The sequence below is a fragment of the Pseudomonas sp. CCOS 191 genome (genome assembly GCF_001007005.1).
GTDB lineage: Bacteria > Pseudomonadota > Gammaproteobacteria > Pseudomonadales > Pseudomonadaceae > Aquipseudomonas > Aquipseudomonas soli.
This window is the reverse complement of sequence record NZ_LN847264.1, coordinates 1,026,610-1,047,786: the sequence shown is the minus strand read 5'-3', so window position 1 is coordinate 1,047,786 and position 21,177 is coordinate 1,026,610. Positions and strand designations below refer to the sequence as shown.

The window sequence follows — 21,177 nt, the reverse complement described above, 5'->3', positions numbered from 1 at the left end:
AGTCGAGATAAACGCCAACCGCATGCAAATGGAAATGCTTGGCAGTTGCAGCTGGCGGGGAAGACGAACGAACGGAAAAAAACCTGAATCTATTTCAGAATAATTTCGCTGGAGCCGTCCGCAAGGGTCTTCACCCGCACCGGCAGGATGCTCGGCAAGGCCCGCAACAGGGCGTCCGGATCGTCGCTGCTGAAGGTGCTCGACAGGCGCAGCGCGGCGGCCTTGCCGGGCGCCACATGCAGTGGCCGGGCACGGTAGCGCGAGACTTCCGCCACGACATCGCTCAGCGGCGCGTTGTCGAATACCAGCTTGCCCTGGCGCCAGGCGGTCACCGCGTTGGCATCGATGGCATAGGGCGCGGCGACCTTGCCCTGCGCATCGATATGCGAACCCTGGCCGGCAGTGAGCAGCGCCAGCGACTCGGCCGCGCCCTGTACCTTCACCGAACCCTGCTCCACCGCCACGCGGGTGCTGTTCGGATCCTGGCGTACATCGAAGCGGGTGCCGGTGACGGTGACATCGCCCTGGGCAGTGCTCACCACGAAGGGGCGATCGCTGTCATGGGCGACGATGAACATCGCCTCGCCCGCGCCCAGGCGCACATGGCGCTGCCCCGCAGAGAACATCACCTGCACCTGGGTGGCACTGTTGAGCTCCAGCCGTGAGCCGTCCGGCAACTCGACCTGACGCCGCTCGCCCAGGGCCGTGCTCAACGTGTCCTGATGGTTGAGCTGCTGATACTGCCAACCTGTCCAGCCCAGCCCCAGCGCGACCACCGCCACCCCGGCCGCCAATGCCTGGCGCAACAAGCGTCGGCGCGGCAACTGGCGTACCGGCTCGGGCTGGCACAGCGCCTCGAGGCGTTGCCGCGGAATGAAGTCGGCAGCGCGCCACAGTTGCGCCAGGCGCTCGTACTCTTGCCGATTTGAGGGGTGCTGCGCCAGCCACGCCTGCAACGCCGCCTGCACGGCATTGTCGTGCGGCGCGTCCTGTGCCCGGGCGAACCAGCTGGCCGCCTGCTCGCCCACGGGATCGGGCGCGTGCTGTTTCATCGAAGGGGTCTCCTGACTCATCTGGCCGACACATCCAGGTGCTCACGCAGATGTCGGAGCGTGCGGATCATATACTTTTCGACCATGTTCTTGGTCAAACCCATGCGCTCGGCAATTTCGGCCTGGGTCAGGCCTTCGAGCTTCTGCCAGATGAACACCCTGCGGCAGTTCAGCGGCAGCTCGGCCAGCGCCCGCTCGACGCTGTCGGCCAGTTCCAGGGCGTGCACATACGCTTCCGGGTCGTCCCCTGCGGCCATGTCCCCTGCGAAGGCCTCAAGCTCCAGGGCCTGGCGCCGGTCCTCGCGGCGAAAGCCGTCGACGGCGATGTTGCGGGCAGTCTGGTGCAGATAGGCGCGTGGCTGTTCGACCTGCTCGCGCGGGTTTTCCAGCACCCGCACAAAGGCATCATGGGTGAGGTCCTCGGCCTGCTGTCGACTGCGCAGTTTGCGCGTCCAGGTGCCGATCAGCTCTTGGTAATGGTCGAGGAAGCCTTTGGGTCCGGACACGGTCGGGGTCGTCAGGGAGGCAGATGAGGTCGCGAATAGTAATGTTTCTCATCAAGGACGGCAATCGACATGTCCCTTGCACGACCAATGGCCACGACGGGCTCTGCGTAACAAAAAATTTATGGCCAATTTCGCGGTAAAAACCGGGCTGAATACGTGGCCATAAATTTGAACACTCAGTGTCCATTCGCAGCCCTGTCTCAGCCCCCGACAAACGGTCACCTACGGGTTCCTCCGCCCTTTCGCAGCGAAACCAGAGCCATCATGCAAAGAATGAAGCTGTCAGCCGATCGCGGCCAGATCGCCACCTATTCCACAATTTTTTACGCTGATGGCCTTTTCAGGAACCTACTCGGCGCCCATCAGTCGGTTATCACAGCGGCAGCTCCGCGACAGGCGACGAATACCCCGGGACTGCCTGTTGATATTGCCGTTTTCACGTCCTAAAGTGCGCGCCGAACGTCCATGCTGGAAACGATCCATCCGGCTCAAGTACTGACGACGAGACAGCAAGGTCACCCGCCTTTTCCAAGCACGGCTGACCTTTTTGCTTTCGGCGACATGCCTTGGGAAGTAGGCGAACCAAAGTGGGGATACGGAGGACGTTCAGTTGCTGCCACTTATCTTTTCAGTTTGCCCATGGAGCCCCTGAGCATGTCGATCCAGGTCGAAGACTACTTTGCGCGTGACACCTTCCAGAAAATGAAGGCGTTCGCCGACAAGCAGGAAACCCCGTTCGTTCTCATCGATACCCAGATGATCAGCCAGGCCTATGACGACCTGCGCGCCGGGTTCGAATTCGCCAAGGTCTACTACGCGGTCAAGGCCAACCCTGCGGTCGAGATCATCGACCTGCTGAAGGAAAAGGGCTCGAGCTTCGACATCGCCTCGATCTATGAACTGGACAAGGTGCTCGGCCGCGGCGTCAGCGCCGACCGTATCAGCTACGGCAACACCATCAAGAAGTCCAAGGACATCCGCTACTTCTACGAGAAAGGCGTGCGCCTGTACGCCACCGACTCCGAGGCCGACCTGCGCAACATCGCCAAGGCCGCGCCGGGCTCGAAAGTCTATGTGCGCATTCTCACCGAAGGCTCCACCACCGCCGACTGGCCACTGTCGCGCAAGTTCGGCTGCCAGACCGACATGGCCATGGACCTGCTGATCCTCGCCCGCGACCTGGGCCTGGTGCCTTACGGCATCTCCTTCCACGTCGGCTCGCAACAGCGCGACATCAGCGTGTGGGACGCGGCCATCGCCAAGGTCAAGGTGATCTTCGAGCGCCTCAAGGAAGAAGACGGCATCGAGCTGAAGCTGATCAACATGGGCGGCGGCTTCCCGGCCAACTACATCACCCGCACCAACAGCCTCGAGACCTACGCCGAAGAGATCATCCGCTTCCTCAAGGAAGACTTCGGCGACGACCTGCCGGAAATCATCCTCGAGCCTGGCCGTTCGCTGATCGCCAACGCCGGCATCCTGGTCAGTGAAGTGGTGCTGGTGGCGCGCAAGTCGCGCACTGCCGTCGAGCGCTGGATCTACACCGACGTGGGCAAGTTCTCCGGCCTGATCGAAACCATGGACGAGGCGATCAAGTTCCCGATCTGGACCGAGAAGAAAGGCGAGGCCGAGGAAGTGGTGATCGCCGGCCCGACCTGCGACAGCGCCGACATCATGTACGAGAACTACAAGTATGGCCTGCCGCTGAACCTGGCCATCGGCGACCGCTTGTACTGGCTGTCCACCGGCGCCTACACCACCAGCTACAGCGCGGTGGAGTTCAACGGCTTCCCGCCGTTGAAAGCCTACTACCTGTAACTCGAGCCGTTACTTGGGGCTGCTACGCAGCCCATCGCCGGCAAGCCGGCTCCCACAGGGATCGCGCAGTTCTGAGACTTGCGCTGAACCTTGTGGGAGCCGGCTTGCCGGCGATGGGCCGCAAAGCGGCCCCTACTTGCTCGTGGTAGCGGTCTCGCGCTGAGGCCCGCACGATCAGGCTCAGTCTTCCCGTCGCTCGATCTCTTCGGCATAACGCGCCGCAAAGGACATCAACGCCGGCCCCGCCCCCTGCAACGTCACCAGCGCACTGCGCAGGAAATTCAGGTTGCCCTCGACCCTGGCGCGGTCCAGCCACGGCCCGGCCTCGGCTATCTGCCCCCGCTCGACCAGCACCAGCGCCAGGCTGAACATCCCGCGGAAATCCCCCGCCTCGGCCGAACGCCGGTACCAGCGCATGGCCCTTACCGGGCTCGCGGCGGTGGCAATGCCCTGCTCCAGATACCGCCCATACAGGTTCATCGACTTGGCATGCCCCAACTGCGCGGCTTTCTCGTAGCACATCAACGCCTGGGCCTGGTCGGCCGCCACCCCGCGCCCGGTGGCCAGCAAGTTGGCCAGGTTGTACATCCCCCAGTCCAGCCCGGCGTCGGCCGCCCGGGCATAGTGAATGGCCGCCTGGGCGAGATCCACCTCGCCACCCCAGCCGTGCTCGAGGCAACGGCCAAGCATGTTGTGGGCCATGGCGCTGCCGCCCTGGGCGGCAATGGCGAACCAACGGCGGGCCACGGAGGCATCCTCTTCGATACCGCGCCCATCGAGCAGGATCTGCCCGAGCAACAGCTGCGCCTCGACCGCCCCTTGCCCCGCCGCCGTTAGGATCGCCTGCGCGGCCTGCCCCGGGCTGTGCTCGAGCATCGCCTTCAGCCCTGCCACATCCACCACTTCCTCACGGCGCAATTGATAAGACACGGCTCAGACCTCGGCCCAGCGGCGCAGCAGGTTGTGGTAGGTGCCCGTCAGTTGCAGCAACGAAGGATGCTCCGGCACATCGGCGCCCAGTTGGCGAATCGCATTGTCCATCTCGAACAGCAAGGTGCGCTGGCTGTCCTCGCGCACCAGGCTCTGGGTCCAGAAGAACGCCGCATAGCGTGCCCCGCGGGTGACCGGGTTGACCTTGTGCAGGCTGGTGCCGGGGTACAGCACCAGGTCGCCGGCGGCCAGCTTGACCTGGCGCACGCCGTAGGTGTCCTGGATCACCAGTTCGCCGCCGTCGTAGCTGTCCGGGTCGCTGAGAAACAGCGTCGAGGACAGGTCGGTACGCACCCGCTCCGGGCTGCCCTTGGGCTGGCGCAGGGCATTGTCGATATGGAAATCGAAACTGCCGCCCTCGCGATAGCAGTTGATCAGCGGCGGGAACACCTTATGCGGCAGCGCCGCCGACATGAACAACGGGTTGCGCCACAGCCGCTCGATCAACGCACTGCCGATTTCCTTAGCCAGCGCATGACCCTCGGGCAACTGCAGGTTGTGCTTGGCCTTGGCCGACTGGTATCCGGCGGTGATCTTGCCGTCGGCCCAGTCGGCCTGCTCCAGGGCCTCGCGAATGCGCAGGATTTCGTCGGCCTCGAACAGGCCTGGGATGTGAAGCAGCATGGCGACGGCACCGAGAGCGATAGGGGCGTCAATGATATTGATTACCTTTTACTCACCACAAGCCCCTTTCACCAAGGCAGGACGCACGAGACCGTTAAAACCGTAAGGCCAAATTGTAAAGAATGTAAATTCCTGGCGAATGGTAACGCTTCTCAATTGTTCCTTACATTCGCTTACATTAACATCCGCGGCCTTCATACCTTGGGGAAGGTCTACAACAATGCGTCACGTGCCATCTGCTGTGAGTTCACCACGTCTGCTCGCCTCCGCCATCGGCATGGCGATCACCGCCACCTCGGCCTATGCCGCCGACCCGGCCGCCAGCAACGCCATCACCCTCGACGCCACCAGCGTCAATGGCAAGGCCGAACAGGCAAGCACCGAGTACAAGGTCGACAAGGCCTCGTCGCAGAAGTACACCGCGCCATTGGTGGACACGCCGCGCTCGATCACGGTGATTCCCCAGCAGGTGATCAAGGACACCAACGCCATGTCCCTGCAGGACGCCCTGCGCACGGTACCCGGGATCACCTTCGGCGCCGGCGAAGGCGGCAACCCGCAGGGCGACCGCCCCTTCATCCGTGGCTTCGACGCCCAGGGCGACACCTACCTGGACGGCGTGCGGGACACCGGCGCCCAGACCCGCGAAATATTCGCCATCGAGTCTGTCGAAGTGGCCAAGGGGCCGAACTCGGCCATTGGTGGCCGTGGCGCCGCTGGCGGCACCATCAACCTGGTAAGCAAGCGCGCGCACCTGGGCAACTCGCTGGATGGCGCCTGGACCTGGGGCAGCGACCAGACCCAGCGTTACACCTTCGACGGCAACTACCAGTTCAGCGACAGCGTCGCCGGGCGCCTGAACCTGATGACCCACGAGAGCAACGTCGCCGGCCGCGACAAGGTCAACTACGACCGCTGGGGCATCGCCCCGTCGCTGGCCTTCGGCCTGGGCACGCCGACCCGCGTCAACCTCGACTACTACCACCTGGAAAGCGACGACCTGCCGGACTCCGGCATCCCCTACAGCGTGCCACGGGCTGGCAGCGCCGCACGCACCTCTGCCCATCCGGACAAGCCGGTGGACGGCGGCGACAGCGACAACTTCTACGGCCTGACCGGCCGCGACTTCCGCAAGACCCGTGTCGATATCGCGACCTTCGCCATCGAGCACGACCTGTCCGACACGCTGACCATCAAGAACACCCTGCGCCACGGCAACAGCATGCAGGACTACGTGCTGACCCAGCCCGACGACAGTGCCGGCAACGTCAACAACAACGGCGTCTGGCGTCGCGCCAACACCCGTGTGGGCAACACCGCCACCACCACCAACCAGACCGACCTGTTCGGTGAGTTCTACCTCGGCGGCCTGAAGAACAGCTTCTCCACCGGCGTCGAGTTCACCAAGGAAGAGTCCGACCGCCAGAGCTACACCGTCACCCCCAACAGCAAGCTCACCTGCACCGGGCCGGGCAGCGGCGGCAGCTGCACCTCGCTGGACAACCCGAACCCGGACGATGCCTGGGTCGGTACCGTCGCGCGCAACTACGCCGGCACCAAGACCAGCAGCAAGACCCGCGCACTCTACGTGTTCGACACCCTGGAGCTGACCCAGCAGTGGCTGCTCAACATGGGCCTGCGCTATGACCACTTCGACACCGACTACCGTGGCTACAATGCCGACGGCAGCACCGCGGTGAGCGCCAAGGGTGTGCCCGCCAAGGGCCAGGACACCAGCGAGTTCATCACCGGCCAGCTTGGCCTGGTGTGGAAGCCCGCCGACAACGGCAGCATCTATGTGTCCTACGCCACATCCGCCACTCCGCCTGGCGCCATGCTCGGCGAGGGCACCGAAGGCAACCCGCTGGGCAATGCCACCGACCGCTCCGGCAACCTGCTCAACAGTGACATGGAGCCGGAAGAAACCACCAACTACGAGCTCGGCACCAAGTGGGACCTGCTCGACCAGCGCCTGTCCCTGGCCGCGGCGCTGTTCCGCACCGAGAAGGAAAATGCCCGGGTCCAGGTCAACACCAACACCTACGAGAACGTCGGTGAAACCCGTGTGCAAGGCATCGAGCTGTCGGCCAGCGGCAAGCTGACCGACAAGTGGCAGGTATTCGCCGGCTACACCTACATGCAGGCCCGCCAGATCGACGGTGGCCCGCTGGGCAAGGCCAACGACGGCAACCAGCTGCCCAACACGCCGAACAACAGCGCCAGCCTGTGGACCACCTACCAGCTGACGCCGAAGTTGACGGTCGGTGGCGGCGCCTTCTACGTCGACGACGTCTACGGCAGCGTGGCCAACACCACCATGGTCGACAGCTACGTGCGCTACGACGCCATGGCGGCCTACAAGCTGACCAAGAACATCGACCTGCAGTTGAACGTGCAGAACCTCACCAACGAGGTCTACTACGACAAGGCCTACTCCACCCACTTCGCCAACCAGGCAGCGGGACGCACGGCATTGCTGACCACCAGCGTCCACTTCTAAAAGCCGCACCCCAGGCCCCGTTCAATCGATTGAACGGGGCTTTTGCGTATCAAGGCATAATGCACGCCGCGCAGTTGCTGGCGGCAAGACAAGGTGATCGATGTGGTGAAGAAGACGCTGTTCCAATTGCACTGGTTCTTTGGCATCACCGCCGGCCTGGTGCTGGCGCTGATGGGCATCACCGGCGCGATCTGGTCGTTCCAGGAAGAACTGCTGCGCGCATTCAACGCCGAGGTGCTCAAGGTCGAGGTACGCCAGGAAGGCGTGCTGCCGCCGGCCGAGCTGGTGCGTCGGGTCGAGGCCGCGCAAGGCGACCAGGTCTCCATGCTCTGGGTCGATACCCGCGAGGGCAACGCGGCGCGGATCTTCTTCACCCCGGCTCCCGGCGAGCGCCGTGGCGCGCTGCGCTACGCCGACCCGTACACCGGCGAGCTCAAGGGTGAAGTCGCAGGCCTTGGCTTCTTCAACCTCATGCTCAACCTGCACCGGTTCCTGGCCATGGGCGACACTGGCCGGCAGATCACCGGCGCCTGCACCCTGATGCTGATCTTCTTCTGCCTCTCCGGGCTGTACCTGCGCTGGCCGCGCAAGGCCCGGAACTGGCGCACCTGGCTGACGCTGGACTGGGCGAAAAAAGGCCGCGCCTTCAACTGGGACCTGCACGCGGTGTTCGGCACCTGGTGCCTGTTGTTCTACCTGCTGTTCGCCCTGACCGGGCTGTTCTGGTCCTACGAGTGGTACCGCGAGGGCCTCAACCGCCTGCTGGCCGACCAGCCCGCGGCGGGCGAGCAGAAACGCGGCGAAGGCCGTGGCGGTCGTCATGGTCCGCCCAAAGTGGACAAGAACGCCCCGCCACGGGTGGTGGACTATGATGCCATCTGGGCCAATCTCAAGGCAGCCGCAGGCCCGGACCTGGCCACCTACAACCTGCGCCTGCCGCCGGTCGGTGGCCAGCCTGCGACGCTGTTCTACCTGCTGCAGGGCGCCGAGCACGAGCGCGCCTTCAACACCCTCACCCTCGACCCGGCCAGCGGCCAGGTCAAGCGTCACGAACGCTATGCCGACAAGTCGTTCAAGGCGCAACTGCTGCAAAGCGTCTATGCCCTGCACGTCGGCGAGTACTTCGGCCTGCCGGGGCGCATCATCGTTACCCTCGCCAGCCTGACCATGCCGCTGTTCTTCGTTACCGGCTGGTTGCTGTACCTCGACCGCCGCCGCAAGAAACGCCAGGTACGCGCCGCCCGTGGCGCGGTGGGTGATCAGGGCAACGCCGGCGACAGCTGGCTGATCGGTTTCGCCAGCCAGAGCGGTTTCGCCGAACAGCTGGCCTGGCAGAGCGCCGGCCAGCTGCAGGCTGCCGGCTTGCCGGTGCAGGTCCGTCCGCTGGCCGAGCTGGGCGAAGCCCAATTACGCAATGCCAACCGCGCACTGTTCGTGGTCAGCACTTTCGGCGACGGCGAGGCCCCGGACAGCGCCCGCGGCTTCGAACGCAAGGTGCTCGGCCAGCCGTGGGCGTTGGAGCACCTGGACTACGCCTTGCTGGCCCTGGGTGACCGCCAGTACCCGCACTTCTGCGGCTTCGCCCGCCGCCTCCAGGCCTGGCTCGGCGAGCGCGGCGCCACCTGCGCCTTCAGCCCGGTGGAAGTGGACAATGCCGACCCCGCCGCGCTTGCGCTGTGGCAACAGGAACTGACGCAACTGACCGGCGCCCGTCCCGTCGCCGCCTGGCAAGCACCGAGCTTCGGCAACTGGCATCTGCTGCGCCGTGAACTGCTCAACCCAGGCAGCCAGGGCGCGCCGGTCTACCTGCTGGGCCTGCAGGCGCAAATGCCCGCGACCTGGGAAGCCGGCGACCTGATCGAGATCCTGCCGCGCAATGGCCAGCTCCGTGTCGATGCCTTCCTGGCAGGCCTGGGCCTCGACCCTCATTGCCCGGTGCTGCTCGACGGCCTGCAGGAAAACCTGGCGCAGGCACTGGCCAGCCGCCAACTGCCGGTCGGCCGCGAACACCTGGTGGGCCTGCATGCACAGGCGCTGGTCGATGCCCTGATCCCGCTGGCCGCTCGCGAATACTCGATTGCATCCATCGCCAGCGACGGCGCGCTGGAGCTGATCGTGCGCCAGGAGCGCCACGCCGATGGCAGCCTGGGCCTGGGTTCCGGCTGGCTGACCGAGTATCTGCCACTCGATGGCAGCGTCAGCGCACGCCTGCGTCGCAACAGCGGCTTCCACCTGCCCGGCGGATCGGTCCCCCTGGTGCTGATCGGTAACGGCACCGGCCTGGCTGGCCTGCGCAGCCTGCTAAAGGCGCGCATCGCGGCGGGCGAGCAGCGCAACTGGCTGCTGTTCGGTGAGCGCAACCGGGCGCACGACCTGCTGTGCGGTGAGGAACTGCAGGGTTGGGTGGCAAGCGGCGACCTGCAACGGCTGGACCTGGCTTTCTCACGGGACCAGGCAGAGAAGATCTACGTGCAGGACGTGCTGTTGCAGCAGGCCGCCGAGTTCAAGCGCTGGGTCGATGAAGGAGCTTGCGTGTATGTCTGCGGCAGTTTGCACGGCATGGCTGCCGGCGTTGATGCGGCGCTGCAGGGCATGCTTGGTGAGGTGCGGGTGCAGCAGCTGATCGAGGATGGGCGCTATCGGCGGGATGTGTACTGAAGCCTGAAAGCATCGCGGGGCAAGCCCGCTCCCACGCAGCCAAGAACCTGGCGTGGGAGCGGCGGTGCGCCGATGCGACTTGCCCCGCGATTGGCCCTCAATGCAATTCGAAGGTATCGGCATCCATATTGGCCGGGAACCGCGCCCGATACGCGGCCAGCTCCGCCGCCCGCAGCACCACGGTGAACACCCCGTCGGCCTCACCCGCGCTGAGCAGGCTCTCACCCTGGAAGTCCAGCACCTGGCTGTCGCCGGAGTAAGCGAAGCCCTTGCCATCGGTGCCGACCCGGTTCACTGCTGCCACAAAGCACAGGTTCTCGATGCCCCGTGCCGGCAGCAACCGGTTCCAATGCAGGCGCCGCGCCGCCGGCCAGTTGGCGGTGTACAGCAGCAAGTCGGTGTCCTGGGCATCGCGGCTCCACACCGGGAAACGCAGGTCGTAGCAGATCAGCGGGCGAATCCGCCAGCCCTTGAGCTCGAACTGCACCTGACGCTCGCCCGGGGTGTAATGCTTGTGCTCGCCGGCCATGCGGAACAGGTGGCGCTTGTCGTAGTGCAGGATCTCGCCATCGGGCCGCGCCCACAGCAGCCGGTTGCGATGGCTGCCGTCGGCGGCCTGGATGATCACGCTGCCGGTGATCACGGCGTTGGCTTTCTTCGCCTGGGCCTTGAGCCATTTGTAGGTCGGGCCGTTTTCCGGCTCGGCCAGGCTTTCGGACTCCATCGAAAACCCGGTGGTGAACATTTCCGGCAGAACCACCAGGTCCACCTCGCCGGCCTGGGTGATCAGCTCCTCGAAGTGCGCGTAGTTCGCCTCGCGGTCGTGCCAGGCCAGGGTGGTCTGCACCAGGGCGATTTTCAGGTTCGGCAGTTGGCTCAGATCGCGCATAGTCTTTCCGCTGCCTGGCGCAGCGTCTCCTCGCGTTTGGCAAAGCACAGGCGTACCAGGCGTTGCTCGGGGATGGGTTGCTGGTAGAACACCGACACCGGGATGCTGGCCACGCCATGCTCCTGGGTCAGCCACAGGGCCATGTCGACATCGTTCAGGTCGGGGCGAATCTGCGAATAGTCCACCAGTTGGAAATAGGTGCCCGGGGTGCGGGTGAAGGTGAAGCGCGAGTCCTGCAGCAGGTCGCAGAACAGGTCGCGCTTAGCCTGGTAGAAGGCCGGCAGCTCGTCGATGTGCTCAGGGTGCTCGGCCATGAAGTCGGCCAGGGCGCACTGCAAGGGCGTGACGCCGCAGAAGTTGACGTACTGGTGCACCTTGCGCAATTCGGCGCTGAGGGCCGGTGGCGCGACCACGTAGCCGGTTTTCCAGCCGGTGACGTGGTAGGTCTTGCCGAACGAGCTGATGACGAAGGCTTTGCTGTACAGCTGCGCGTGGGCCAGCACGCTGGCGTGGCGCACACCGTCGTAGATCAGGTGCTCGTAGACTTCGTCGCTGACCAGGTAGATATCGCGGCTGCCGATCAACGCGGCCAGCTGGTCCAGGTCGTCGCGGCTGATCAAGGCGCCGCTGGGGTTGTGCGGCGAATTGAGGATGACCATGCGCGTGCGCGGGCTCAGGGCGTCGCTGAACTTCTGCCAGTCAATGCTGAAGCTGCCGTCGCGCAGCGGCACATGCACGCAGCGGCCACCGGCCAGCTCAACCGATGGCTCGTAGCTGTCGTAGCTGGGGTCGAAGACGATCACCTCGTCACCGGGGTGGATCACCGCCTGGATCGCGCAGAAGATCGCCTCGGTGGCGCCCGGGGTGATGGTCACTTCCTGGTCGGCATCCACTGCCACGCCATACAGCCGGGCGATCTTGGCCGCAACCTGCTGGCGCAGGGCTGGCAGGCCGGTCATCGGCGAATACTGGTTATGCCCGGCGGCCACATGGCGGCCAACGGCATCGAGCAGGGCCTGGGGGCCGTTGAAGTCAGGGAAGCCCTGGGACAGGTTGAGCGCACCGGTCTGCATGGCCAGTTGCGACATGGTGGTAAAGATGGTCGTGCCGACGTTCGGCAGTTTGCTGCGGATCATGGAGCCCTCTTTCCTGGGGTTTGTCCGGCACGGGGATGGATCCGAGCATAGCGGAACGAGCGGTCAGGAAAAAGGTTGAAACAATAGGGGGATTGCGGTGGATCAAAGGGCCCTATCGCCGGCAAGCCGGCTCCCACAGGTATTGTCGCTTGCGCATACGCTGTGGGAGCCGACTTGCCGGCGATGAAGCCAGCACGGAATCAACGCTTGTCGCGGCGCTTCTTCTCGGCCTTCTTGTGGTGCGACATCAGGCGGCGCTTCTTGTTGACCTGGCGATCGGTGAGGGTGTTCTTGTTGCCCTCGTACGGGTTCTCACCGCCCTTGTACTCGATGCGGATCGGCGTGCCGACCAGCTTGAGCACGCGACGGTAGGTGTTCTCCAGGTAACGCGAGTAAGACTTGGGCACCTTCTCGGTCTGGTTGCCGTGGATCACGATCAGCGGCGGGTTGGCGCCACCGAGGTGGGCATAGCGCAGCTTGATGCGACGGCCGTTGACCAGCGGCGGTTGGTGCTCGCTGATGGCGTCTTCGAGGATCTGCGTCAGGCGGCTGGTCGGCCAGCGGGTAACCGCCGACTTGAACGCGGCCTGCACCGACTTGTACAGGTGGCCAACACCGGTACCGTGCAAGGCGGAGATGAAGTGGATGTCGCAGAAGTCGACGAAGAACAGCCGGCGCTCGAGCTCGGTTTTCACATAGTCGCGCTCGCCCGGCTCCATGCCGTCCCACTTGTTCAGTGCGATGACGATCGCCCGGCCAGCGTCGAGGGCGAAGCCCAGCAGGTTGAGGTCGTGGTCGACCACGCCTTCACGGGCGTCCATGACGAAGATCACCACGTTGGCGTCCTTGATCGCCTGCAGGGTCTTCACCACCGAGAACTTTTCGACTTCCTCGTGGATCTTGCCGCGCTTGCGCACGCCGGCGGTGTCGATGAAGGTGTACTTCTCGCCATCACGCTCGAACGGGATGTAGATACTGTCGCGGGTAGTGCCGGGCTCGTCGTACACCACCACACGCTCTTCACCGAGCATGCGGTTGACCAGCGTCGACTTGCCCACGTTCGGGCGGCCGATGATGGCGATCTTGATGCCGTCCTTTTCGCTCGGGCCGGGGATGCGCACGGCCTCCTCGCCTTCGGCGACTTCCAGGTCGAGGGCTTCTTCTTCGGCGTCACGCGGAATGTGTCCGAGCACCGATTCCATCAGGGCGTTGATGCCACGGCCCTGGGAGCCGGCCACCGGGATGGCGTTGCCCATGCCCAGCGGCGAGAACTCGGCGCGGGCGATGTCGGGGTCGATGTTGTCGATCTTGTTGGCCACCAGGATGGCCGACTTGTTCCGCTTGCGCAGGTGGTCGGCGATCATCTGGTCGGCGGCGGTCATGCCGGCACGGGCGTCGACCAGGAACAGTACGTAGTCGGCTTCCTCGATGGCCATCAGCGACTGCTCGGCCATCTTCTCGTCCATGCCTACTTCGTCGCCGGTGATACCACCGGTGTCGATCAGGATGAACGAGCGACCCTGCCAGCTGGCATCACCATACTGGCGGTCACGGGTCAGGCCCGACAGGTCACCGACGATGGCATCGCGGGTCTTGGTCAGGCGGTTGAACATGGTGGATTTGCCGACGTTGGGGCGGCCCACCAGGGCGATTACGGGAACCATGCGGCTCTCCACTCTTGAATTCTTGAAAATGCAAAGGCCGCTGCAAGGCAGCGGCCGGAGTTCGGGCGGCGTTTCCTACGCCGCAACCTGAGCCCGCGAACGGGCCCAAGCATAGCTTCAGCGGATGGTCAGTGCCTCGAGCTTGCCGCTGTTGCCGAAGACGTAGATGGTGTCGCCGACCACAAGTGGGCGGGCGCGCAGGCCATCGCTGTCGATACGCTCACGGCCGACGAAGCGGCCATCGACCTGGCTGAGCAGGTGCAGGTAACCCTCGAAGTCACCGACAGCCACATAGCTGGAGAACACTTCCGGCGCCGACAGCTGACGGCGGGCCATGGAATCGTTGCTCCACAGCGAGCTGGAAGAACGCTCGTCGACGCTCTGCACGGTACCCGACGCTTCGCTGACATAGACGTTGCCGAAGCCCTGGGCGACACCCACGTAGCTGGAGGCATCGCGCTGCCACTGCACGCGGCCGCTTTCCAGGTCCAGGCCGGCAACGCGGCCCTGGTAGGTGCTGACGTACAGGGTGCCACCGGACAGCAGCAGGCCGCCGTCGATGTCCACCACGCGGTCCAGCTCGGAACGGCCCTGTGGAACGGCCACGCGGCTTTCCCACACTGGCACGCCGTTGCTGATGTCGACCGCCACCACCTTGCCGGTGGACAGGCCGGCAACGGCCAGGCGGTTGGTCACCACCGGCGCGCCGGTACCGCGCAGGGTCAGCACGGCCGGGCTGTTCTCGTAGATCCAGCGACGGTCACCCGTGGCGGCGTCGAAGCCGACCAGGCGGTCGTCCTGGGTCTGTACCACCACCACGTCGCCATTGTTGGCGGGCGGTGCCAGCACTTCACTGGAGACGCGGGAGCGCCAGCGCTCCTCGCCGGTGCTGGAGTCCAGGGCAATGACCTCGCCCTTGAGGGTACCCAGCATGACCAGGCCATAGCCCACGCCCACGGCGCCGGAAACCGGCAGCTCGAGGTCCTTCTTCCACACCACGTCACCGGTGATGCGGTTCAGCGCGAAGACCTCGCCGTTGACGTCGGAAGCGTAGATGCGGTCGTTCTCGATGGCCGGCACCAGGGTGTTGTAGGTCTCACCCTGGCCGTCACCGATCGAACGGCTCCACTGCTTCTTCAGTACCACTTCCTCGGTGAACTTGGTCAGCTCGGCCGGGGGCAGTTCCTTCTTGCTGTTGCTGCTGCAACCCGCCGCCAGGACGGCGAGGGTGAGCACTGCTGCTTGTTTCCAACCCTTCACTTCAGGCGTCCCCTTTGGCCAGGTCATCCAGCTTCAGTTGCAGGCCACCGATCGCGGCGTCGTCGGACAGCGCGGCCTTGGCTTTTTCGTAGGCGCCGTGCGCGTCATCGGCGCGGCCCAGCTGCACCAGCAGGTCGCCCTTGAGTTCTTCACGGCTGGCCAGGAAGGCCTTGTCGGTGTCGCCGTCGAGCAGCTTGAGGGCGTCCTCGGCCTTGTCCTGGGCCGCGAGCACGCGAGCCAGGCGCTGGCGCGAAATCTCGCTCAGGGTGGCGTCGGCCGGCTTGTCCATCACGCTCTTGAGTTCGCTCGCCGCGTCGTCCAGCTTGCCGCTCTCGACCGCCACCTTGGCGACGAACAGGCTGCCGTACTGGGCGTAGGCGGTGCCGCCGAACTCGCTCTTGAGCTTGCCGGAAAGCTCCGCCACCTTGCTCGCGTCAGGCTTGCCATCCGGCGTCAGCGAGGTTTCCAGCAGGGCCTGGTACAGCGCCGAAGCGCCTTGCGACTGGTTGGCCTGGTACTTGTGCCAGGTCTGCCAGCCCATCACCACCACACCGGCCAGCAGGGCGCCGGTCAGCAGTGGCTTGCCGTTGCGGTTCCACCAGTCCTTGGCCGCTGCCAGGCCTTCATCATCGGTACTCGACACCCCAATACTCCTATTCGCCTATTCGTTGTCGGACCGCATCACGCCTGGGCGATCGCGGTTTCCAGGTGCGCAGCAAGCGCATCCCAGGCAATGTTCTGTTGTTCGCCCTGGCCACGCAGGGGCTTCACGCCAATCTCTTGCTTGGCCAGCTCGTCGTCGCCGAGGATCAGGGCGAACAGCGCGCCGCTCTTGTCGGCCTTCTTGAACTGGTTCTTGAAGTTGCCGCCACCGGCGTTGACCGCCAGGCGCAGGTTCGGCAGACGATCACGCAGTTGCTCGCTGATCTTCAGGCCAGCAAGCTCGGCCTGCTCACCAAAGGCGCACAGGTAGACGTCGATGGTACGGCTGATCGACTCAGGCACCTTGCCGAGGGTTTCGATCAGCAGCAGCAGGCGCTCGATACCCATGGCAAAGCCAACGCCAGCGGTCGGCTTGCCGCCCATCTGCTCGACCAGGCCGTCGTAGCGCCCACCGGCGCAGACCGTGCCCTGGGCACCGAGCTTGTCGGTGACCCACTCGAACACGGTCTTGCTGTAGTAGTCCAGGCCGCGTACCAGCTTGGTGTTGATCACGAACGGGATGCCAGCAGCGTCAAGACGCGCCTTCACACCCTCGAAATGCACGCGGGACTCTTCGTCCAGGTACTCTTCGAGCTTCGGCGCGCCCACCAGGGCGGCCTGAGTGCCTGCGTTCTTGCTGTCGAGGATACGCAGCGGATTGCTCTTCAGGCGGCGCTGGCTGTCTTCGTCCAGCTGATCGATGCGCTGGGACAGGAACTCCACCAGTGCATCGCGATAGCGCGCACGTGCTTCGCTGGTGCCAAGGCTGTTGAGCTCCAGGGTCACTGCGTCCTGGATACCCAGCAACGCCCAGAGGCGCCAGGTGAGCATGATCAGTTCGGCGTCGATATCCGGGCCGGCCAGGTTGAACACCTCGACACCGATCTGGTGGAACTGCCGGTAGCGTCCCAGTTGCGGGCGCTCGTGGCGGAACATCGGGCCCACGTACCAGAGCTTCTGCACCTGGCCATTACCGATGATGCCGTGCTCGAGCACTGCGCGCACGCAAGCGGCGGTGCCTTCCGGGCGCAAGGTAAGCGAGTCCTTGTTATCCTGGAAGGTGTACATCTCCTTCTCGACGATATCGGTGACTTCACCGATAGAGCGTTTGAACAGCTCGGTGAACTCGACGATCGGCGTGCGGATCTGGCTGTAGCCGTAGCTGTCCAGCAAGCCGGCCACGGTGCCCTCGAAGTAGCGCCACAGCGGCGACTGGTCGGGCAGGATGTCGTTCATGCCACGGATGGCTTGCAGCGATTTGCTCACGAATAGTCCTTACGAATCTGTGTCTCAGCCGCGGGCGATCAGCGCCGCGTCGGCCTCGGCCTTCTCGGCCGCTTTCTGGCGAATGAGCTTTTCCAGCTCGTCGACCAGGTTGTCGTTGTTCAGCTTCTGCGATGGCTTGCCGTCGATGTACACCAGGTTCGGCGTGCCGCCGGTCAAGCCCACGTGCGATTCCTTGGCTTCGCCCGGGCCGTTGACCACGCAACCGATCACCGCCACGTCCAGCGGCACCAGCAGGTCCTCCAGGCGCCCTTCCAGTTCGTTCATGGTCTTGACCACATCGAAGTTCTGCCGCGAGCAGCTCGGGCAGGCGATGAAGTTGATGCCACGGGAACGCAGGTGCAGCGACTTGAGGATGTCGTAGCCGACCTTCACTTCCTCGACCGGATCGGCGGCCAGGGAAATGCGGATGGTGTCACCGATGCCTTCGGCCAGCAGCATACCTAGGCCGACGGCGGATTTCACCGTCCCCGAGCGCAGGCCACCGGCTTCGGTGATGCCCAGGTGCAGCGGCTGGATGATCTGCCTGGCCAGCAGGCGGTAGGCTTCGACGGCCATGAACACGTCGGAGGCCTTGACGCTGACCTTGAAGTCCTGGAAATCCAGGCGGTCAAGGTGCTCGACGTGACGCAGGGCCGATTCGACCAGCGCCGCCGGGGTCGGCTCGCCGTACTTCTTCTGCAGGTCCTTTTCCAGGGAGCCTGCGTTGACGCCGATGCGGATCGGGATACCACGGTCGCGGGCGGCATCGACCACGGCGCGCACACGGTCTTCACGGCCGATGTTGCCCGGGTTGATGCGCAGGCAGTCGACACCCAGCTCGGCCACGCGCAGAGCGATCTTGTAGTCGAAGTGGATATCGGCGACCAGCGGCACGCTGACCAGTTTCTTGATTTTGCCGAACGCCTCGGCGGCGTCCATGTCCGGTACCGAGACACGTACGATGTCCACGCCGGCATCGACCAGGCGCTGGATCTGCGCCACGGTGGCGGCGACATCGTTGGTGTCGGTGTTGGTCATGCTCTGCACCGCGATGGGCGCATCACCACCCACCGGCACATTGCCGACCCAGATCTTGCGGGATTCGCGACGTTTGATCGGAGATTCGCCGTGCATGACTTACTGTCCCAACTTCAGGCGAGCGGTTTCGCCACTGGTGAACGGGGCGACATCGACCGCCTGGCCGTTGTAGCTCACCTGGGCGCCACGGGCGAAGCCCAGGCGCACCGCGAACGGTGGCTTGCCGGTCAGTTCCAGGCTGTCGCCCTTGCGCTTGATGGCGCTGAACAGCACCTTGCCGTTGCCGTCGGAGACCTGGGTCCAGCAATCGGCGGTGAATTGGATATGAACCTTGGCGCTGCCGGCCGGGGCCGGTGCGGCTTCAGCGGGCGCCGCCGGTGCGGCCGCAGCGGTGGCCGCGACGGCTGTGGCTGGCGCGGTGGCGGCAGGCACGGCGGGGGTGACCACGGCAGGCGCGGCTGGCGCGACAACCGGTGCCACAGGCGCGGTGGCAGTCGGCGCGGCGCTGGTGGCTGGCGTGGCAGGCGCAACGGAGGCGACTGGCGCCTGGGCCTCAGCGACCGGCGCCTGCTCGGCACTGCTCGGTTCCAGCGGCAGGGCCTGGCCTTCGGCCTGCTGGCCCTCGCTCACCGCCTGATCTTCTGGCTCGTCCAGCGGGTGAATCTGCGTGGTGCCGTCGGCGCTCTCGACCTCGACGTGCTCCAGGGCAATCTTGGCCAGGTCCTTGCCGCGCAGGCTGCTCTGGTCCTGCCACCAGAAGAAGCCGCCGCCGACCACGGCGACCAGCAGCAACAGGCTGACCACGCGCAGGATGTTGTGCGACAGGCGCACCGGTTCTTCGATGCGGCCGAGCGCGTGCACCTCACTGCCTTTGGCGTGGGTCCCGGTGATCTGGTCGAAGGCCTCGACCAGGGGCGCCTGGTCCATGTCCATCAGCTTGGCGTAGGCGCGGATGTAGCCACGGGCGAAGGTATGCCCGGGCAGCTTGTCGAAGGCGCCGCTTTCCAGGTTGTTCAGCGAAGATACCGTGAGGTTGAGCTTGCGAGCGACCTCGGCCTGGCTCCATTCGCGTTTTTCGCGGGCCTGGCGCAAGACGTCACCGGGGTTCTGGCGAGTCGCTGCTGCTACTTCAGTGTGCGCGGCTTTCATCGTTGCTCCGACAGGTATTGCTGATATTCCGGCGTACCGGGATAAAGTCGTTGTAATTGCTGGCCCAAGCGGGCCGCGGTGCCCTGCTCGTCAAGGGCAAGTGCCAGGCGATGGCCCAGCAGCAGGCTGCGGGCATTCTGGTCGCTCAGCTGGCTGAATCGATCGTAGTAATCCCGGGCCGGCACATAATGCCTGTTTTCGTAGGACAACTCAGCCATTTCGAGCAAAGCCTTCGGTTGCCGCTGATTGAGCCGAAGGGCCTTTTCCAGGTATTCGCGGGCCTGAGCGCCCTGCCCCCGCTTCAAGGCGGTGAGCCCGAGGTTCTCGTAGACGCGCGAACGCTCAGGATACAGGGTATCGGCGGCGGCCTGGAGGAACATCGCGTGGGCTTCGTCGAAACGGCCCTGAGCATATAGGAAACTGCCGTAGTTGTTACGGATTCGCGTGTCATCCGGGCGGATGGCCAGGGCTTTGTCAAAATGCTCGTCGGCCAGGGCGGGCTCATCCTCGGCCTGGAATACCAGGGCGAGCGCGGCATGGGCGTCGGCGTCACGGGCGTCGAGGGCGAGCGCTTTGACCAGAGGGGCCTTGGCGCGCTCGGTCAAACCTTGTTGCAAATACCCCAGGCCCAACTGCACATAGGCCTGCCCCGCCGCCTCACGCCCCTGGCGGTCGGCCAAGGGGTCACCCGCGCCGCCGGACACGCAGCCGGCCAGCAGCGAAAGCGTCAGGATCGACAGCGCGGTGCGCAGGCTCATGGGGCAGGTGCTCGTCAGGGGCGCGCGGCGCTGTCTTGCGGCTCGTCGGCGGCCAGCTGACGTACGGCGATGTAGCGCTCGCTGCGGCGGGTGCGGTCATTGACCTGGCCCACCAGCTGACCGCAGGCGGCGTCGATGTCATCACCGCGGGTGGTGCGCGTGGTCACGTTGAAGCCGCCGTGGTGCAGCAGGTCCTGGAAGCGGCGGATGGCATTGTTGCTCGGCCGCTCGTAGCCGGAGTGCGGGAACGGGTTGAACGGGATCAGGTTGATCTTGCACGGCACATCGCGCAGCAGCTCGATCATCTGCGCGGCGTGCTCGGGCTGGTCGTTGACGTCCTTGAGCAGGGTGTACTCGATGGTCAGCACGCGCTTGCCGCCGAGGGTGGACATGTAGCCCATGCACGACTCCAGCAGCATCTTCAGCGGATACTTCTTGTTGATCGGCACCAGCTTGTTGCGCAGCTCGTCGTTCGGCGCGTGCAGCGACAGGGCCAGGGACACGTCGATGTGCTTGGCCAGCTCGTCGATCATCGGCACCACGCCCGAGGTGGACAGGGTCACGCGACGCTTGGAAATGCCATAGCCCAGATCTTCCATCATGATCTTCATGGCGGCGATGACATTGTCGAAATTCAGCAAGGGCTCGCCCATGCCCATCATGACCACGTTGGTAATCGCGCGGTCGATCTTGGCCGGGACGGTCCCGAAGGATTTGTTGGCAAGCCACACCTGGCCGATCACTTCGGCGGCGGTGAGGTTGCTGTTGAAGCCTTGCTTGCCGGTGGAGCAGAAACTGCAGTCCAGGGCGCAGCCGGCTTGCGACGACACGCACAGGGTGCCGCGATCGTCGGTAGGGATGTAGACGGTCTCGACGCAGCTGCCGGAGGCAACGCGGACCACCCACTTGCGGGTGCCGTCGGCGGAAATGTCTTCGCTGACCACTTCCGGGCCCCGAATTTCGGCAACGGCCTCGAGCTTTTCGCGCAAGACCTTGCCGACGTTCGTCATGGCGGCGAAATCATCGACGCCAAAGTGGTGAATCCATTTCATCACCTGACCGGCACGGAAGCGCTTCTCCCCGATTGAGTCGAAGAACTGTTCCATTTCCGCCAGGGTAAGCCCCAGCAGGTTGATCTTGTCAGTCGATGTCGTCATGGATTCACCC

17 protein-coding genes are annotated in these 21,177 nt (G+C 64.7%); 3 read left to right on the top strand and 14 right to left on the bottom strand.

Going from position 1 to position 21,177, the window contains the following annotated elements:
* Positions 1-89 precede the first annotated feature (89 nt).
* Both CCOS191_RS04845 and CCOS191_RS04840 read right to left on the bottom strand, forming a co-directional pair.
* Entirely contained in the window at positions 90-1,052 is a 963-nt protein-coding gene (locus tag CCOS191_RS04845; protein ID WP_046854265.1) for a FecR family protein, read from the bottom strand.
* Positions 1,053-1,069: 17 nt separating this feature from the next.
* Entirely contained in the window at positions 1,070-1,558 is a 489-nt protein-coding gene (locus CCOS191_RS04840; RefSeq protein ID WP_046854264.1) for a sigma-70 family RNA polymerase sigma factor, read from the bottom strand.
* A 654-nt stretch (positions 1,559-2,212) separates the two neighbouring features.
* Here CCOS191_RS04840 and CCOS191_RS04835 point away from each other — a divergent pair.
* Complete coding sequence (locus tag CCOS191_RS04835; RefSeq protein WP_025337787.1) at positions 2,213-3,376, top strand: type III PLP-dependent enzyme; 1,164 nt, start codon at positions 2,213-2,215, stop codon at positions 3,374-3,376.
* Positions 3,377-3,556: 180 nt separating this feature from the next.
* Here the strand turns inward: CCOS191_RS04835 and CCOS191_RS04830 are convergent, their stop codons facing one another.
* Entirely contained in the window at positions 3,557-4,306 is a 750-nt protein-coding gene (locus tag CCOS191_RS04830; protein ID WP_046854263.1) for a tetratricopeptide repeat protein, read from the bottom strand.
* Positions 4,307-4,309: 3 nt separating this feature from the next.
* Entirely contained in the window at positions 4,310-4,990 is a 681-nt protein-coding gene (locus CCOS191_RS04825) for a Fe2+-dependent dioxygenase (protein ID WP_046854262.1), read from the bottom strand.
* Between the two features lie 220 nt (positions 4,991-5,210).
* Between CCOS191_RS04825 and CCOS191_RS04820 the strand changes: the two genes are divergently transcribed.
* Positions 5,211-7,490 (top strand): TonB-dependent receptor, encoded by a 2,280-nt coding sequence (locus CCOS191_RS04820; RefSeq protein ID WP_046854261.1) that lies wholly within the window; start codon positions 5,211-5,213, stop codon positions 7,488-7,490.
* 102 nt (positions 7,491-7,592) lie between these two features.
* A complete protein-coding gene (locus CCOS191_RS04815; RefSeq protein ID WP_046857694.1) occupies positions 7,593-10,148 on the top strand; it encodes a sulfite reductase flavoprotein subunit alpha in 2,556 nt (851 codons plus the stop codon).
* Between the two features lie 97 nt (positions 10,149-10,245).
* On the opposite strand, the gene CCOS191_RS04810 is transcribed toward CCOS191_RS04815, so the two are convergent.
* The 10 genes from CCOS191_RS04810 to rlmN all read right to left on the bottom strand — a co-directional run bounded on the left by CCOS191_RS04810 (position 10,246) and on the right by rlmN (position 21,167).
* Positions 10,246-11,037: an amidohydrolase gene (locus CCOS191_RS04810; RefSeq protein ID WP_046854260.1), complete on the bottom strand. Its 792-nt coding sequence runs from the start codon at positions 11,035-11,037 to the stop codon at positions 10,246-10,248.
* Complete coding sequence (locus CCOS191_RS04805) at positions 11,025-12,173, bottom strand: pyridoxal phosphate-dependent aminotransferase (protein ID WP_046854259.1); 1,149 nt, start codon at positions 12,171-12,173, stop codon at positions 11,025-11,027. Before CCOS191_RS04805 ends, CCOS191_RS04810 begins: the two co-directional genes overlap by 13 nt.
* Before the next feature lie 200 nt (positions 12,174-12,373).
* On the bottom strand, positions 12,374-13,837 hold the full coding sequence (gene der, locus CCOS191_RS04800) for a ribosome biogenesis GTPase Der (RefSeq protein WP_046854258.1): 1,464 nt from the start codon (positions 13,835-13,837) through the stop codon (positions 12,374-12,376).
* A gap of 117 nt (positions 13,838-13,954) precedes the next feature.
* Positions 13,955-15,124 (bottom strand): outer membrane protein assembly factor BamB, encoded by a 1,170-nt coding sequence (bamB, locus tag CCOS191_RS04795; RefSeq protein WP_156177508.1) that lies wholly within the window; start codon positions 15,122-15,124, stop codon positions 13,955-13,957.
* Positions 15,099-15,740: a tetratricopeptide repeat protein gene (locus tag CCOS191_RS04790; protein ID WP_038706767.1), complete on the bottom strand. Its 642-nt coding sequence runs from the start codon at positions 15,738-15,740 to the stop codon at positions 15,099-15,101. Before CCOS191_RS04790 ends, bamB begins: the two co-directional genes overlap by 26 nt.
* A 38-nt stretch (positions 15,741-15,778) precedes the next feature.
* Positions 15,779-17,065 (bottom strand): histidine--tRNA ligase, encoded by a 1,287-nt coding sequence (gene hisS / locus CCOS191_RS04785; protein WP_046854256.1) that lies wholly within the window; start codon positions 17,063-17,065, stop codon positions 15,779-15,781.
* Positions 17,066-17,089: 24 nt separating this feature from the next.
* A complete protein-coding gene (ispG, locus tag CCOS191_RS04780) occupies positions 17,090-18,199 on the bottom strand; it encodes a flavodoxin-dependent (E)-4-hydroxy-3-methylbut-2-enyl-diphosphate synthase (protein ID WP_023630055.1) in 1,110 nt (369 codons plus the stop codon).
* A 3-nt stretch (positions 18,200-18,202) separates the two neighbouring features.
* Positions 18,203-19,252, bottom strand: a complete 1,050-nt coding sequence (locus CCOS191_RS04775; protein ID WP_046854255.1) for a RodZ domain-containing protein — start codon at positions 19,250-19,252, stop codon at positions 18,203-18,205.
* A complete protein-coding gene (gene pilW, locus CCOS191_RS04770; protein ID WP_046854254.1) occupies positions 19,249-20,010 on the bottom strand; it encodes a type IV pilus biogenesis/stability protein PilW in 762 nt (253 codons plus the stop codon). The genes CCOS191_RS04775 and pilW overlap by 4 nt, the downstream gene beginning before the upstream one ends.
* 14 nt (positions 20,011-20,024) lie before the next feature.
* Entirely contained in the window at positions 20,025-21,167 is a 1,143-nt protein-coding gene (gene rlmN, locus CCOS191_RS04765) for a 23S rRNA (adenine(2503)-C(2))-methyltransferase RlmN (RefSeq protein ID WP_028689594.1), read from the bottom strand.
* Positions 21,168-21,177 lie beyond the last annotated feature (10 nt).

Excerpts from the sequence above, each read along its gene's own strand:
- CCOS191_RS04825 (WP_046854262.1), bottom strand. The coding sequence starts at position 4,990 with ATGCTGCTTCACATCCCAGGCCTGTTCGAGGCCGACGAAATCCTGCGC.
- CCOS191_RS04805 (WP_046854259.1), bottom strand. The coding sequence starts at position 12,173 with ATGATCCGCAGCAAACTGCCGAACGTCGGCACGACCATCTTTACCACC.
- pilW (WP_046854254.1), bottom strand. The coding sequence starts at position 20,010 with ATGAGCCTGCGCACCGCGCTGTCGATCCTGACGCTTTCGCTGCTGGCC.
- CCOS191_RS04775 (WP_046854255.1), bottom strand. The coding sequence starts at position 19,252 with ATGAAAGCCGCGCACACTGAAGTAGCAGCAGCGACTCGCCAGAACCCC.
- CCOS191_RS04835 (WP_025337787.1), top strand. The coding sequence starts at position 2,213 with ATGTCGATCCAGGTCGAAGACTACTTTGCGCGTGACACCTTCCAGAAA.
- ispG (WP_023630055.1), bottom strand. The coding sequence starts at position 18,199 with ATGCACGGCGAATCTCCGATCAAACGTCGCGAATCCCGCAAGATCTGG.
- der (WP_046854258.1), bottom strand. The coding sequence starts at position 13,837 with ATGGTTCCCGTAATCGCCCTGGTGGGCCGCCCCAACGTCGGCAAATCC.
- CCOS191_RS04845 (WP_046854265.1), bottom strand. The coding sequence starts at position 1,052 with ATGAAACAGCACGCGCCCGATCCCGTGGGCGAGCAGGCGGCCAGCTGG.
- CCOS191_RS04810 (WP_046854260.1), bottom strand. The coding sequence starts at position 11,037 with ATGCGCGATCTGAGCCAACTGCCGAACCTGAAAATCGCCCTGGTGCAG.
- CCOS191_RS04820 (WP_046854261.1), top strand. The coding sequence starts at position 5,211 with ATGCGTCACGTGCCATCTGCTGTGAGTTCACCACGTCTGCTCGCCTCC.
- rlmN (WP_028689594.1), bottom strand. The coding sequence starts at position 21,167 with ATGACGACATCGACTGACAAGATCAACCTGCTGGGGCTTACCCTGGCG.
- bamB (WP_156177508.1), bottom strand. The coding sequence starts at position 15,124 with ATGACCTGGCCAAAGGGGACGCCTGAAGTGAAGGGTTGGAAACAAGCA.